The organism is Vogesella fluminis, from assembly GCF_014652335.1.
GTDB classification, from domain to species: Bacteria; Pseudomonadota; Gammaproteobacteria; order Burkholderiales; family Chromobacteriaceae; genus Vogesella; species Vogesella fluminis.
On sequence record NZ_BMYP01000051.1, the window covers coordinates 1 to 14,579 of the forward strand.

General features: G+C 61.7%; 10 protein-coding genes and 1 tRNA gene. 7 read left to right on the forward strand and 4 right to left on the reverse strand.

Annotated features, from left to right (window positions below):
• The first annotated feature begins 101 nt into the window (after positions 1-101).
• Both IE083_RS14190 and IE083_RS14195 read left to right on the forward strand, forming a co-directional pair.
• Positions 102-6,314, forward strand: coding sequence for a retention module-containing protein (locus tag IE083_RS14190; protein ID WP_189354641.1), 6,213 nt, complete (start codon positions 102-104; stop codon positions 6,312-6,314).
• 136 nt (positions 6,315-6,450) lie between these two features.
• Positions 6,451-7,650: a sensor domain-containing phosphodiesterase gene (locus tag IE083_RS14195; RefSeq protein WP_229799763.1), complete on the forward strand. Its 1,200-nt coding sequence runs from the start codon at positions 6,451-6,453 to the stop codon at positions 7,648-7,650.
• A gap of 63 nt (positions 7,651-7,713) precedes the next feature.
• Here IE083_RS14195 and IE083_RS14200 read toward each other — a convergent pair whose 3' ends face one another.
• Genes IE083_RS14200 through IE083_RS14215 form a run of 4 tightly spaced genes read right to left on the reverse strand, consistent with a single transcriptional unit; the run spans position 7,714 to position 10,339 of the window.
• Complete coding sequence (locus IE083_RS14200) at positions 7,714-8,319, reverse strand: BON domain-containing protein (RefSeq protein ID WP_229799764.1); 606 nt, start codon at positions 8,317-8,319, stop codon at positions 7,714-7,716.
• The gene (locus tag IE083_RS14205; protein ID WP_047968209.1) at positions 8,316-8,906 is read right to left on the reverse strand and encodes a phosphoheptose isomerase; all 591 of its coding nucleotides are present in this window, start codon (positions 8,904-8,906) and stop codon (positions 8,316-8,318) included. The genes IE083_RS14200 and IE083_RS14205 overlap by 4 nt, the downstream gene beginning before the upstream one ends.
• 24 nt (positions 8,907-8,930) lie before the next feature.
• A complete protein-coding gene (locus IE083_RS14210; protein ID WP_189354643.1) occupies positions 8,931-9,269 on the reverse strand; it encodes a YraN family protein in 339 nt (112 codons plus the stop codon).
• Positions 9,266-10,339, reverse strand: a complete 1,074-nt coding sequence (locus IE083_RS14215) for a penicillin-binding protein activator (RefSeq protein WP_189354645.1) — start codon at positions 10,337-10,339, stop codon at positions 9,266-9,268. Before IE083_RS14215 ends, IE083_RS14210 begins: the two co-directional genes overlap by 4 nt.
• A 45-nt stretch (positions 10,340-10,384) precedes the next feature.
• Here IE083_RS14215 and rsmI point away from each other — a divergent pair, with 45 nt between their 5' ends.
• The 5 genes from rsmI (at position 10,385) to IE083_RS14240 (ending at position 14,568) form a co-directional block, all read left to right on the forward strand.
• A complete protein-coding gene (gene rsmI, locus IE083_RS14220; RefSeq protein ID WP_189354647.1) occupies positions 10,385-11,272 on the forward strand; it encodes a 16S rRNA (cytidine(1402)-2'-O)-methyltransferase in 888 nt (295 codons plus the stop codon).
• A gap of 50 nt (positions 11,273-11,322) precedes the next feature.
• Positions 11,323-11,407: transfer RNA gene (locus IE083_RS14225), tRNA-Leu, on the forward strand.
• Between the two features lie 492 nt (positions 11,408-11,899).
• Positions 11,900-13,108 carry a tyrosine-type recombinase/integrase gene (locus IE083_RS14230; RefSeq protein WP_189354649.1) on the forward strand — a complete coding sequence of 403 codons (1,209 nt, stop codon included), beginning with the start codon at positions 11,900-11,902 and terminating at the stop codon, positions 13,106-13,108.
• 128 nt (positions 13,109-13,236) lie between these two features.
• Positions 13,237-13,806: a recombinase family protein gene (locus tag IE083_RS14235; RefSeq protein WP_189354651.1), complete on the forward strand. Its 570-nt coding sequence runs from the start codon at positions 13,237-13,239 to the stop codon at positions 13,804-13,806.
• Positions 13,807-14,343: 537 nt separating this feature from the next.
• Complete coding sequence (locus tag IE083_RS14240; RefSeq protein ID WP_189354653.1) at positions 14,344-14,568, forward strand: helix-turn-helix domain-containing protein; 225 nt, start codon at positions 14,344-14,346, stop codon at positions 14,566-14,568.
• The last annotated feature ends 11 nt before the right edge of the window (positions 14,569-14,579 follow it).

The window sequence follows — 14,579 nt, forward strand, 5'->3', positions numbered from 1 at the left end:
GATTTGCTCATGGCTCCATTCTCTCAAGTGAGGGAGCCTCCGCAAAACCCGGGGCGGTTCAGTAAGCTCGCGGCTCATCATACGAGTAGCGGGAGAATCACATGGCGGTCGCACAAGGCAAAGTTGTCGCAATTACCGGTAAGGTCATTGCCGTGGCAGTAGATGGTTCGCAGCGCATCCTGAAGGCTGGCGATATCGTCGCGGTTGGCGAGCGTCTGATTATTCCTGCCGATGCCGTAATCGAATTGCAAGCTGCCAATGGCAACACCATCAAAATTGCAGAAGCCCGTGACCTCACCATTACCGATGACGTTTTCGGCAGTGCCGTTGCTGATGCCGGCGATGCCGCCATTGCCCCGCTGAGTCAGGACGCACAGCAGGTGCTGGCCGCGCTGGAGAACGGACAGGACCCGTTGCAGGGACTGGAGGCGGCAGCCGCGGGCCTGGTTTCGGAGGGGGGCCAGGACGGCGGCGTCAGCTTTACGCGCATTGCCCGGGTGGCAGAGGCGATTGACCCGTTGACGCTGGATATCGGCCCGGTTGGGGCTCGGCAAGTAACCGGGCAGGAGTCAACAGTGGCGGATGGCCTCACGGTATTGGCGCAAGTGTTGGCGGTTGAGGGGAACGAGGTGGCCGAAGGTGATCGCAATGGCTTCGTCGTGACCCTGAGTGCCGGTAATGTTGCCACCATCGTTGATCTGCAACTATCCGGCGGCTCGGCGGCTATCGGTGGCGATACCGGACAGGTCCGGGTTGTGGTGAACGGCACCGGACAGATCGCCGCTGTTGATCCGGATGGCAAATTTTCGGTGCAACTGCCAGCCGGTACCACCACCTTTCAGGTGCTGGTCGAGGCTGCCGATGATTATCTGGCAGAGAGCCCGGAAGATTACACCCTTAGTGCAACTGCCAACGACACGCTTGCTACCGGTGTGGCAAAGATCACGGATGAAACGGCGCCATCGACAGAGGACACCGTCTACGCCCAGATCGAGGCAGACAAGAGCAGCGTCGCCGAAGGCGGCCTGCTGACCTACACCGTCAGCCTGGTGGACAAGGACGGCAACGCCGTCAGTATGCCGGCCGGCAAGGAAGTGACGCTGAACCTGTCATGGAGCGGTGATGCGGCCAACGATGGCGATAGTGGCAAGCTCCCGACCAGTGTGACTATCGGTGCCGACGACAGCGCCAGCCTCACGGTAACGGCCCGGGATGACTACCTGCAGGAAGGCAGCGAAGCATTGGTAGCAAGCATCACCGGTACAGGCAGCAATACTGCTTTCGAGCAGGTCGGCATTGCTTCTGGCAAGGGTGTGGCGAGTAGTGCCGTGACTGATGAGGCGGTTCCAGGCGTGGAAGACACCGTCTATGCCCGGATCGAGGCAGACAAGGACAGCGTTGCCGAAGGTGGCCGGCTGACCTACACCGTCAGCCTGGTGGACAAGGACGGCAACGCAGTCAGCATGCCGGTCGGCAAGGAAGTGACGCTGAACCTGTTATGGAGCGGCGCCGCCGCCAACGATGATGACACGAGTGGCCGTCCGGCCTCTGTCACCATCGGTGCTGATGGTCGCGCCAGCTTCACGGTTACGGCCAATAATGATGACCAGCGGGAAGACAGCGAGATGCTGGTCGCCACCTTGAGTAGTGTCGGTACCAATACCGCGTTCGAGCAAATCGTCGTCTCCGGTGACAAGAGCGCGGCCAGCAGCAGTATCACCGATGTGGCACCTTTGGTGCCTGTTCCCGTCCCCGGTCTGGCGGACACTGTCTACGCCCGGATCGTGGTTGACAAATCGAGCGTCGCCGAAGGCGGCCGGCTGACCTACACCGTCAGCCTGGTGGACAAGGACGGCAAGGCCGTCAGCATGCCGGCCGGCAAGGAAGTGACGCTGAACCTGTCATGGAGCGGTGATGCGGCCAACGATGGCGATACCACCGATCGTCCGTCCTCCGTCACGATCGGAGCCGATGGCACTGCCGTATTCAGCGTGGATGCCAGGGATGACAATCTGCAAGAAGGCAGCGAAGGACTGGTCGCCACCCTCAGCAGTATCGGCAGCAACACCGCATTCGGCACCATCGCCATCTCGGCCAGCAACGGTGCGGCGTCGAGTGAGGTGACCGATGGCAGTGGCGGCGAGCCGCAGCCACCGCTGGACAGCGTTAGCGCGCAGATCGTGGTTGACAAATCGAGCGTCGCCGAAGGCGGCCGGCTGACCTACACCGTCAGCCTGGTGGACAAGGACGGCAAGGCCGTCAGCATGCCGGCCGGCAAGGAAGTGACGCTGAACCTGTCATGGAGCGGTGATGCGGCCAACGATGGCGATACCACCGATCGTCCGTCCTCCGTCACCATCGGAGCCGATGGCACTGCCGTATTCAGCGTGGATGCCAGGGATGACAATCTGAAAGAAGGCAGCGAAGGACTGGTCGCCACCCTCAGCAGTATCGGCAGCAACACCGCATTCGGCACCATCGCCATCCCGGCTGACAAGAGCACGGCCAGCAGTGTCGTGATCGACGAAAGCGGTGATGAGCCGCAGAACCCGCTGGACAGTCCCTTTACGCTGCAGTTGTTTGCCGTTACGGCAGATGGCCAACTGCTGAACGGTGACTCAACCGTGTCAGAGGACGGCGAAACCAGCGCCTACTATGTGGTGCGCGCCGTCGATGACCAGGGCAATGTGCTGGCGACCCAGCCGACCGGCAATGTCAGCGTCAGCTTCGGTAATCTCGGCAGCACCAGCGACAGTGATTACAGCGCCAGCAAGACCACAGTGGCGGTCGGTGAAGTCTTCAGCGCGCAGGCGGTGAACGACGCACTGGCGGATAGCGGCGAGCAGTTCCGGGTCAGCCTGAACGGTAGCAGTTACAGCGCTGCGGCCAACTATGAGAAGGTGGGCTATGGCAGCGCTACGATAACCACCACCATCATCGATGACGAGATCATTACGGTCTCACCTGCGACCTTGCAGACGGCCGAGGATGTGGAGGTTGTTCTGGACTGGGCTGTGTTCGGTATTTCCGATGCCGGCACAACCGTGCGCGTGTCCGGCAACCAGAATGGCAACGGTACGATCCAGTACAAGGATGCGAGCGGAGAATTCAAGGTGCTCGGCCAGGACGAGACCGTCACGTTCAGCAAGTCGGAGATCGATGCGGGCAATGCCAAATTTGTACCCAAGGAGCATGTTTCTGGTGCCGATCTTTATGGCGCTGATAAGGGCGTCGGCAATAAAGGCTCGGACTTGGGCAGCATCAAGTTCGATGTGCTGAAAGATGGCGTGGAGATTGCCCATGGCAAGGAAGTGATCGTGGACGTGGTGCCGGTCGCCGACTTGCCGCTGTTGTCGCTGTCTGCCTACCAGAGCCTGGCAGCCATGGACTTCGATGGTGTAAACCTTAATGGCAGCGCATGGAGCAGTGCGATCGACCTGAACACGGTTGGTGGTGCCAGCGGGATCGGCACATGGCATGCGGATGGCTGGGGCAAGATCGAGGTTGGTAAAGAGTCGGTTTATATTCCGGGCGGCTCCGGCAGCAACCAGGTGCTGGAGATCGAAGGCAATAATAATGTCAGCCAGATCTACACCGACATTCAGTGCGAAGCCGGGCGTTTCTATCAGCTGAACTTTGATGTCGGGGCGCGTACTACTGGCAACCGCCCACTATCGACCTGCGGCATGAAGATCCTGCTGGTACAGCTCGATGCCAGTGGCAATCCGGTTACCGGCTCGCAAAAAGAGCTGTTTGACTTTAGCCCGACGCAGGTCGGCTGGGCCAAGGGACAGCAGCTTAGCCTTGGTATCGAGCAGAGTGGTAATTACCGCCTGATCTTCCAGTCAAAAGATGCCGGTGATTCCTATGGTGCCATCCTGGACAATATCAAGTTCCAGGCGGTGGACAACAAGGGCTATGAGGACAGCTTCATCAAGCTCAGCACCATTAACGCGGCTCTGGTTGACGTCGATGGTTCCGAGACACTGTCCGTGGTGATCAGCGGCCTGCCGGTGGGCGCGGTGCTGAAGGATGCGGCCGGTCATAGTGTGACTATTGGCGAAGATGGCAAGGCCGATGTGAGTGGCTGGAACCTGTCTTCCCTGCAGATCAAGGTGAATGACCCGGGTAACTACAATCTGCTGGTGAAGGCAACGGCAACCGAAGTGGATGCCAGCGGCAAGGTGCTGGATACTGAAGAAAACGAAATCACCCTGCCGGTAGCGGTGCTGCCAGCCAGTGCGGCACCGGTGGCGATTGCCAGTCAGGCAGATGACGCCACCGTCACCGAAGGTTCGACGACGGTACACGGCAGCATTCTGGCGAATGATGGCATCGCCGGCACGGTTACCAAACTGTATGTGTCGCGGGATGGCGGCAGCACGAAGCTCGAGGTGGCAGCGGGCGGCACTGAGCTCGACACTGGCCATGGCAAGGTGACTATCCGGCCGGATGGCAGCTATACCTTTGTCGCCAGTGTGGTCAACCACAGCGGCGATGCGGACAACAAGGTCAGCGATAGCTTCAGCTACAAGGCGGTGACCGCCAATGGTGAAACCGCGTGGACTGCGGTCAGCGTGAATGTACTGGATACCAACCCTGTGGCGGTGGACGACTACGCCGCGGGCAGTACGGCGGGCACGATGCTCAGCGGTAATGTGCTGACCAATGATGCGGCGGTGGATGGCGGCGAGTCGGTGACCGGGTTCAGCTATCTGGGCAAAAACTACGCGGCTGGCGCAACGACGGATGACGGCCGTTTTACCCTGGATGCAAATGGCAACTACACGCTTAAAGCGCTTGCCGCGACGCTGGATGGAGCGCCGACCGATCAGCAGCTTGCCTCCGGCAAGGTTGGCAGTTTTGAGTTGACCGGCCTTGCCGGTGACCCGCCAAGCAGCATTAGCAGTTTCAGCGCCGGCCAGAATCTGGGCTACAACAGCTCGGGGGCCAGCTCCGGCAAAGTGGGCTGGGCGGTGGGTGCCGCGCATGAGCCTCGTGCGACCGTAGATGTCAACGAAACGCTGCTGGTCAAGTTGGGCGGGACTGCCAGCCAGGTCACGCTGACCATTGCCGAACTGAATGCCGGCACCGCGAAGCTGGTTGCCTATGATGCCGCAGGCAACAAGATTGTGCTGGTGGATGACACGATCACCAGCGATGAGGTGGGTAACAGCGGCAAACCGGCAGACTTTACCGCCATCAGCCAGGATGGCACGCCGATTGCCTATGTCGCCATGACGTATGAGAGCATCAACAGCAACGGTAACAACAGCCAGGGCTTCGTGCTGAAGGGGATGTCTTATACCGAGCTGTTGAAGCCGGCCAGCATCGAGTACACCATGAAGGATGCGGATGGCGATACCGACAAGGCCAGGCTGACGCTGGACGTGGCGCAGGTGCTGGGTAGTAGCGGCAATGACCAGATCACGGTGCTTCATGGCGAAGCCGACACCGGCCTCAATGTCTGGGCGCAACTCCAGCTGCCAAGCGGGGCAAGCACGCAGATGGTACAGACCGGCAGCACCAACCAGGTCATCGACAGCAAAGGCGGTAACGACTACGTGGAAGGCGGCGCCGGCAACGACATCATCTATCTGGGGGACTCGGGTAGCGAAACCATCGCCGGTCATGCCCCGACCCAGGCAGACGTGCTGAAGATGGGCCTGATGACGATTGATGGCCTGGGTGACCTGGTTACCGACGCCTCCGACAACTCGCTGAGCACTGCCGCGCGGACTTACCACGGCACGACTGGTAGCACCGGCCTTGCCTGGGCCGATCTGGCACATGGTGGCAGCGGCAACGACGTGATCCATGGCCAGGCCGGTGTGGACCTGGTCTACGGTGGTAGCGGCGACGATACCCTGCTGGGTGGTAGTGGTGACGATGGCCTGCGTGGCGGTGCCGGTGGCGACCTGCTGATCGGCGGCCAAGGCAACGACGTGCTGCGTGGGGATATCGGCACCGATATCTTCAAGTGGCAGCTGGGCGATCAGGGCACTGCGGGGACGCCGGCCAGGGATGTGGTGATGGACTTCAATGTGGCGGAAGGAGACCAGCTGGATCTGGCCGACCTGCTGCAAGGCGAGAATGCCGGTAACCTGGAGCAGTACCTGCACTTTACGGCCAGCGGTTCCGATACGCTGGTGCAGATCAGCAGTGCCGGTGCGTTCAAGAACGGCAACTACAGCACGGCAACCGATCAGCAGACTCTGTTGAAAGGCGTGGCGCTGAGTTCGCTGGCTCTGGATACCTCCAGTGACAACCATATCATCACCGAGCTGCTGAAGAACAATCTGAAGACCGATTGATTCTCGACGCAGGGCATTCCCAAAAGACCGGCCGTGGCCGGTCTTTTTTGTTATCCGAGGTTGGGCTTGCGGCCAACCTCACTTAAACTGGAACGGCCATTGCTGGTCTGCGTACAATTTTTACCGGAGCGCTGCCGTGAATAACACACCGATGCGGGATTCCCTGTTGCTGGACTCCCACTTTCAGCCCGTCTATAGCCTGGCGCACCGGCGCACGGTCGGCATGGAGGCGCTGCTGCGGGCGTCGGAGAGCGGGATCCCACTGCCGCCGCTGGAGGTATACCAGCGCTATATCCGCCGCGGCGAGCGGGTGGCGATGGATCTGGCGGTGTGTGCCGCGCATTGCCGGCGCTTTGCCGCTGCCGGCCATGCCCAGCGCTGGCTGTTTCTCAATGTCGATGCCATGACGCTGTCCGATCCGGACTGCACCGGCCAGCTGGGCACCATCATCGCCGAGTCCGGCATCGCACCGCAGCTGGTGGTGCTGGAGGTACTGGAGCAGGCGATCGAGCTGGATGCACGCCTGCTGGAGGGCGTGGCGCTGTTGCGGGAGCAGGGCTGCCTGCTGGCGATCGACGATTTCGGCATCGGCCATTCCAATATTGACCGGGTATGCGGGCTGGAGCCCGATTTCGTCAAGTTTGACCGCCACCTGCTGCGCAATGCGGTGACGCAGCAGCGCTCGCGCACCCTGTTATCGCGGCTGGTGCGGCTGATGCACGAGATCGGTGCGCTGGTAGTGGAGGAGGGGGTGGAAAGCGATTCCGACGTGGTGGTGGCGCTGGATTCCGGTTGTGATCTGGTGCAGGGCTACTATGTAGCGTGCCCGGCAGCGGAGCCGGACAGCGACCAGCTGATTACGCCGCGGCTGGACGCCAAGTGGGACGAGCTGATGAACCGCGAACTGCTGCGGCGCAAGCTCAACCGCCGCCAGATGGAACTGTCGCGGCAGGCCTTCGTACAGACGGCGATCGCGCTGATGCAGGGCAGCGAGTTCGAGGTGGCGGCAAAACCGATGTTGCAGCTGCCGGATGTGATCCGCTGCTTCCTGCTGGATCAGGAAGGCCGCCAGCAGGGGCGTAACCTCAATTCCTGGCGCAACGGAAACGGCGACAGCCTGCGCTTTTCCCCGCTGGAGGACACTACCGGCGCGGTATGGTCGCGGCGCGCCTATTTCCAGCATGCCATCGACCAGCCCGGCGTGCTGTACATGAGCGAGCCCTACCTGTCGATGACCGATACCCGCATCTGCGTCACGCTGTCGATGGCGATCGAGATCGACGAGGTGCAGCACGTGCTGTGCAGCGACGTGCTGATGCCGGGGCGCAGCCTGTAGCCGTGACTGCCGGCAAGCAAAAAGGCGACTCGCGAGTCGCCTTTTTGCTTGCTGCCCGCTTGCTCAGTTACCGGGCCGGATGCTGGCGGCCGGTGTCTCGGCCAGTGTCTCGAACAGGGTGACTACCTGCTGCACACCGGTGGTGCGGCTGGCGACATCGGCGGCGGCGGCGCCTTCGCTGGCGGTGACCAGGCCGAGCAGGTAGACCACGCCACGGTCAGTCACCACCTTGATCGCCTGCGGCGGGTAGCCCTTGCCTTCCAGCAGGCGGGTGCGCACCTTGGTGGTGATCCACAGGTCGTTGTTCTTCTGCGCCAGGGTCGCCACCGGCGCTACCACCAGGTGGTTGTAGACACGCTGCACGTTGGGTGTGCCGCGCACCATCATCTCGATTTCCTGGCGTTGCGCCTCGTTCAGCGCCTCGCCGCTGATCAGCACCGCCCGGTTGTAGCTGGTGATGCTGATGCGGGCGCCGGCAAAGCGCTCGCTGCTCTGGCGCAGCGACTTCAGCTCGATGGCCTGGTCCTCGACATAGGCGCCGCTGGTACGGCGGTCGGTGGCCACCAGCGCGCCGGCGGCAACGCCACCGGCAACCAGCGGGAAGCAGGCACTGAGACTGGCGGCGGCGCTGCTGGCCAGCAGCAGCGCGAATAAACGGTTCTTCATCATTCTCCTCCCAGCAGCATGCAATCGATGGCATCGCACAGTGCATGGATCAACAGGATATGGACTTCCTGGATGCGCGCGGTGCGCAGGCTGGGCACATTCAGGTGGATGTCTTCCGGTGACAGGATTTCCGCGATCTGGCCGCCGTCCTTGCCGGTGAGGGCAATCACGCCCATGCCGCGTTCGTGCGCGGCATAGATCGCCTCGATGACGTTGGCGGAGTTGCCGGAGGTGGAGATCGCCAGCAGCAGGTCGTTGTGGTGGCCCAGCGCCCGCACCTGCTTGGAAAAGATCATGTCGAAATCGTAGTCGTTGCCGATGGCGCTGAGGATCGAACTGTCGGTGGCCAGCGACATCGCCGCCAGCCCCGGGCGTTCCTTCTCGAAGCGGCCGATCATTTCCGCGGCAAAATGCTGCGCATCGGCGGCGGAACCGCCGTTGCCGCAGGCGAGGATCTTGCCCTCGTTCATCAGGCTGCTGACCATGCGCTCGGCGGCCAGCGCCACGGCCGGCGACAGCTCGTCCATCACCTGCTGCTTGATGGCGATACTTTCAAGGAAGTGTCCGCTGACACGTTCGATCAAATCCATGTTTTTCCTTTGTTTCGGTGGCGCTTAACCGAAAATGTTTTTCAGCCACCGGGCCTGTTCGCCGCCATCGAACAGCACGGCGTCGAAACGGCAGGGGGCATCAATGCGTTTGCTGCTGAGGTAAAGGTTGGCCGCAGTGTGCAGCTTGTGCTGCTTGGCGCTGCCGATGCTGGCGGCGGCGCCGCCGAAGTGGGCCGATTGTCGGGCGCGTACTTCGACGAACACCCAACAGGCGCCGTCGCGCATCACCAGATCCAGTTCGCCCTGTCGGCAGTGCCAGTTGCGTTCCACCAGCGTCAGCCCCTGCTGTTGCAGGAAGCGGCAGGCGAGCGCTTCGTAGTGGTCGCCGCTGGCCTTGCTCATTGCGACTCGCCGCGAATGGCGGTCGGCAGCTCGCGCTGGATCACCCAGTCCTTGCCCAGTTGCAGGTCGCCGGTGACGCCACGCAGGCGGATGCTGGCCGGATTGCGGCTCTGCCCCAGCGCCTTGCCGAGGCGGAAGGCATCCACCCCCAGCGCGTACAGGCGTTCGGTGGCCTTGGTCAGCGGCGTGGCCGGGCGGGCGATGCCGGCGGCGTCCGGGTGATTGGGCATCAGGAACCATGGCATGTCGACGAAGCGCACCCCGTCCAGTGCCGGGGCCGCTTGCCGGGTATTGATCAGCGAGGTGGCGTAGGCGGCCAGCTCGGCCGGCAGCAGCGCGCGGCTGGCCTCGGCCTCCTTGTCGTCCAGTGCCAGGAACACGCTGTCGGCGCCGGCCAGCAGCGTGCTCAGCTGCGCGCCGTCCGGCTGCGTCATGTTCAGCTCCAGCGGCGCGCTCGGATGGCGCTGCGCCCAGCTTTCGCTGAAGGCGGCGCGCAGGCGCGTCGACAGCGCATCGTTATTGAACAGCACCAGCGGCGCCTTGCGGCCGTCGTCGCGCATCATGCGCGCGATCTGGCGCGCCTCGCTCTCGACCGCCAGCGACAGGCTCCACACCTTGCCGCCGGCCGGTGCCTTGCTCAGCGTATTCAGCACCAGCGTTGGCACGCTGGCCTGCGCCGCCACGTTGGCCGCACCCTCGCGGGTTAGCGGTCCGACGATCACGTTGGCGCCGGCCGCCAGCAGCTGCTGGTAGCCCTTCACCGCGTCGTTCTCGCTGGCCAGTGCGACGAAGCTGAGCTGGACGTTGCTGTCCTGCTGCGCGGCGGCGTCGAAACCGGCCTTCACCACCTGGGCAGCGTCACCCAGCTGCGGTGCTTCCACCGGCAGCAGCAGCCCCAGATGCAGGCGTGGTTTGTTGTCGCTGAGCTTGGCGGCAGGTGTGGCGGGGGCCGCGACGGCAGGGCTAGCCAGCGGTGCGGAGGCAGCGCTGGCGCCGATGTTCCGGAGCGTTTGCTGATTTTGCTGAAGGATATAGCCCGGCGACTGTGCAGCGGCTACACTTGCCGCCATTAAAACGGCTGTGCCGGATAACCAGGGAGCCAAAACGTGCAGACAATGCTTGATCACTTGATGAATTCTGCCCAGGAAACGTTTGTCAACGGGTCATTATATGTGCTGGCCACGCCGATTGGGAATCTGGCTGATGTGACACTGCGCGCCATTGCCGGGTTCCACGCCGCGGACATTGTTTTGGCAGAAGATACCCGCGTCACCGGCAGCCTGCTGGCCGCCTACGGCATCAGCAAGAAACTGGTCAGCCTGCGCGAACACAACGAGCGCGAAATGGCGGCCAGCGTGATCCGCTGGCTGCAGGAGGGCAAGATCGTGGTGCAGGTATCAGATGCCGGCACGCCGGGCATTTCCGACCCCGGCGCCCGCCTGGCGCAGGCGGTGTGGGCCGCCGGCCTGCGGGTGGTGCCGGTGGCCGGCGCCTCGGCGGTGATCGCCGCCTTGTCCGCCAGCGGATTGGATACCGCGCGCTTCCTGTTTCACGGCTTCCTGCCGCCCAAGCGCGGCCAACGTTGCAAGACGCTGCAGCAATGGCAGGACGCCGACTACGCGGTGGTCTGCTACGAGGCGCCGCACCGCATCCTGGAGTGCGTGGAGGACGTTGCCGCCACCCTCGGTGCCGAACGGCCGCTGATCCTGGCGCGCGAGCTGACCAAGACCTTCGAGACTTTCCTGCGTCTGCCAGCGGCGGAACTGGCCGAGCGCATCCGCAGCGACAGCAACCAGCAGCGCGGCGAGTGCGTGCTGATCATCGACGCCGCCGCGCCGGTGGCACAGACGGCGGACAGCCTGCCGCCCGCGGCACTGGCGCTGCTCGCCGAGCTGGCGGCGGTGCTGCCGACCAAGCAGGCGGCGGCGATTGTGGCGACGCATTACGACCTCAACAAGAAGCAGCTGTACGAGCGCGCGCTGCAGCTGAAAGTGGCGGACTGAGCTTTACAAGGCGTAATGCCGCTTATACAATGCGCGTCTTGGATTTTTTCGCCCGGGTGGCGAAATTGGTAGACGCAGGGGACTCAAAATCCCCCGCCGCAAGGTGTGCCGGTTCGAGTCCGGCCCCGGGCACCACGAAAAAGTCCAGAGCAGTCCAAGAAAGTCCAAAAACCCGCACAGCACAAGGCTATGCGGGTTTTTTGTTGCCCAATAGCGTCCAGCTACGTGCAGTAACATCCAGCTTTTTGTGTACCTTTTGTGTACCTTTTTCTCGACGCCGGGAAAAAGGTACACACCTGCCTGTCATCAGCACCTTTTCCCATTCATACTCTGGTTACAAGAATGTGTGTATGCCCTGCCACGCCGGGCGGCACCTTGCCGGGGTTGGCCACGTGTCGTTTTGCTTTTTCCCGACCCGACCAAAAAAGCGTAGTGACAGCATTGTTTTTAAAGGGTTTTTTGAAGGTTTGCCGTAGTGACATTTCGGGGTGTCACTATGGTGACACGATAAATTGCGCCAATCGGAGCCACCCGATGCCCTGCAAGCTGGTCTTGAGTCCGGCAAAGCCGGGCGCGGCGGGTGCCAGTGCACCAGCCTGACGGGCGAATCGAGGTAAGGAATAAACTATGGCATTGACTGATCTGGGCATTAGGCAGGCCAAGCAGCAAGACAAGCCGTATCAGCTGGCCGATGGCGATGCCCTGTATCTGGAGGTGACACCAGCGGGCAGCAAACGCTGGCTGTACCGTTATCGCTTCAACGGCAAGCCGTGCAAGCTGGCCTTGGGCAAGTATCCGGCGGTCTCGCTGGCCGAGGCGCGGGAGAGGGCCGTAGAGGCCCGCAAGCAGCTGGAGAAAGGGGTGAACCCCGGCGAAGCCAAGAAAGCGGCCAAGATCGCCGCCAAAGAGGCCAGCGCCAATGCCTTCGCGCTGCTGGCACTGGAATGGTACGAAAAGCAGCTGCCGCGCTGGACGCCGGACCATGCCCGCCGCGTGCTGGAATCACTGCAGAATGATGCCTTCCCCGACCTAGGCAACATCGCCATCACCGATCTGTCTGCCCCGCAAATCCTCGCCACCGTCCGCAAGGTGGAAAAGCGCGGCGCCATCGAGACGGCAGGACGCGTGTTGCAGCGTATCAGCGCCGTGCTGTGCTATGGCGTGCAGACGGGGCGTTTGGCCATCAACCCGGCCCTTGCCCTGTCCGGCGCGCTGACCGCTGCCAAAGTGGAGCACCGGCCCGCGATGCCGCGTGGCGAGCTGCCCGAGTTCTACCGCCGGCTAGCTACGGCCAACCTTTACGAACCAACCCGCATCGCCATGCACCTGCTGGTGCTGACCTTTGTGCGGCCCGGTGAGTTGCGCGCCGCCCGCTGGGATGAATTCGACATCGAGCGGGCGGAGTGGCGCATCCCGGCCGAACGCATGAAAATGCGAATGCCACACCTTGTGCCCCTGTCACAGCAAGCCCTTGCCCTGCTGGCCAGCCTGCGCCCCCTGAGCGGGCGCGGTGCGCTGCTGTTCCCGGCCATGACCGAGCACGACCGGCCCATGAGTGAAAACACCCTGAGCTATGCAATGGGGCGCATGGGCTACAAAGGCGTAGCCACGCCGCACGGCTTCCGTGCGCTGGCGTCTACCACGCTGAACGAAGAAGGCTTCGACCCTGACATCATCGAACGCCAGCTGGCCCACGCCGAGCGCAACAAGGTGCGGGCCGCGTATCACCGTGCCGAATACCTGGACGAACGACGCAAGCTGATGCAGTGGTGGGCGGACTTCTTGGATGCACAGCAGGGTGTAAACGTGCGGCCGGTGAACTTCAAGCGGGCGTGACGTGTTGCAATAGGGTAATCCCTGCGCAACGGTGCATTTTCCCACCAAATGCCGTTGCAAAATATGTTGCAAAATAGGGTGTGGTGTTGCAATATTAACATCATACCCTATTGCAACGGTTTGATGCCATGACGAAAGCGATTGCCTACCTTCGCGTCTCCACCGAAGACCAGCACATTGAAAACCAGCGTGCCGCCATTCTGGCCGCCGGATTCGAGATTGAACGCGAATTCATCGACCTGGCTACCAGCGGCACGACCAAAGGGGAAAACAGGGACGGCTTTGCGGCCATGCTGGCGTACCTGCGTGACGGTGACACGCTGGTGGTCTTTGCACTGGACCGGCTGGGCCGCGATACCGTGGACGTGCTGGGCACCATCAACACCCTGTCAGACAAGGGCATCCGGCTGGTGATTCTCAAGCAGCAATTCGACACCAGCACACCAGCGGGGCGGCTGGCGCTGACCATGTTTGCTGCCTTTGCCGAGTTCGAGCATGGCTTGCGCAAAGAGCGCCAGCAAGAGGGCATCCGCCGTGCCCGTGCCGAAGGCAAGTACCAAGGGCGCAAATCCAAACTGACCGATGAACAAAAGGCCGAGCTGCGTACCCGTTACGCCGCCGGCGAGTGTCGGGCCGCGATGGCGCGGGAGTACGGCATTGACCGGGCCACGGTGCACAGAATCGGTAAGGGTACGTGACTGCGGCCAGAATTGACCACGATGCGGCACTTTGGTAGATTTCTGGCACGCTGGTGATTTGAGCGCCCATAGCACTGCCAGCATGTACAAGCCATGCCTAAACGCTGGCTTTTTAATTAGTGCTTGCAAAACTCCGTGAGTAAAAATACACTTTTTCGCAGCAGCCTAAGCTGCGTCCAAAGCCAGCTAAGTCGCTGGCTTTTTTCATTTGTACCAGCGTTTGCCACTAGATGTATCGGTCTGTTGACGCATGGGTAGTTCTAAAATATCATATTTTGCAGGCGCTACAGTTGCGTCCAAAGCCAGCTAACCCGCTGGCTTTTTTCATTTGTGCTAACGTTTGCCGTTAGATGCATCGGCTTGTTGACATGTAGATAATTCGCCAATACCATCCATTTGACACCGTCACAATTTCGTCCAAAGCCAGCTAACCAGCTGGCTTTTTGCATTTCTGACCCTAAGTTCAAGTCGGAGGCTGCCCGCCCCGGCTTTTTTTGCGCCCGCGTTTTGCGGGCTTTTTCACGTAATGGAGACTGTATGTCTGATGTCATCAAACTGCCCAAGCTGAAAACCCGCCAAGAGGCGGCGGCGTACCTGGGCGTCAGTGTGTTCACCCTGAATGCGTGGGCCAGTACGGGCCGCATCAAGCTGCCGTTTTACAAGGTTGGCCGCCGGACGATGTACAAGGAGAGCGATTTGCTGGCCTTTCTGGAAGGGGCCTGTCCGAATTTTTGTGTAAACGGGGTTTCAAATCACATCTGAGGAATGCGTTC

Excerpts from the sequence above, each read along its gene's own strand:
- IE083_RS14215 (WP_189354645.1), bottom strand. The coding sequence starts at position 10,339 with ATGGCGGCAAGTGTAGCCGCTGCACAGTCGCCGGGCTATATCCTTCAG.
- IE083_RS14230 (WP_189354649.1), top strand. The coding sequence starts at position 11,900 with ATGGCATTGACTGATCTGGGCATTAGGCAGGCCAAGCAGCAAGACAAG.
- IE083_RS14205 (WP_047968209.1), bottom strand. The coding sequence starts at position 8,906 with ATGGATTTGATCGAACGTGTCAGCGGACACTTCCTTGAAAGTATCGCC.
- IE083_RS14235 (WP_189354651.1), top strand. The coding sequence starts at position 13,237 with ATGACGAAAGCGATTGCCTACCTTCGCGTCTCCACCGAAGACCAGCAC.
- IE083_RS14210 (WP_189354643.1), bottom strand. The coding sequence starts at position 9,269 with ATGAGCAAGGCCAGCGGCGACCACTACGAAGCGCTCGCCTGCCGCTTC.
- IE083_RS14240 (WP_189354653.1), top strand. The coding sequence starts at position 14,344 with ATGTCTGATGTCATCAAACTGCCCAAGCTGAAAACCCGCCAAGAGGCG.
- IE083_RS14200 (WP_229799764.1), bottom strand. The coding sequence starts at position 8,319 with ATGATGAAGAACCGTTTATTCGCGCTGCTGCTGGCCAGCAGCGCCGCC.
- IE083_RS14190 (WP_189354641.1), top strand. The coding sequence starts at position 102 with ATGGCGGTCGCACAAGGCAAAGTTGTCGCAATTACCGGTAAGGTCATT.
- rsmI (WP_189354647.1), top strand. The coding sequence starts at position 10,385 with ATGCTTGATCACTTGATGAATTCTGCCCAGGAAACGTTTGTCAACGGG.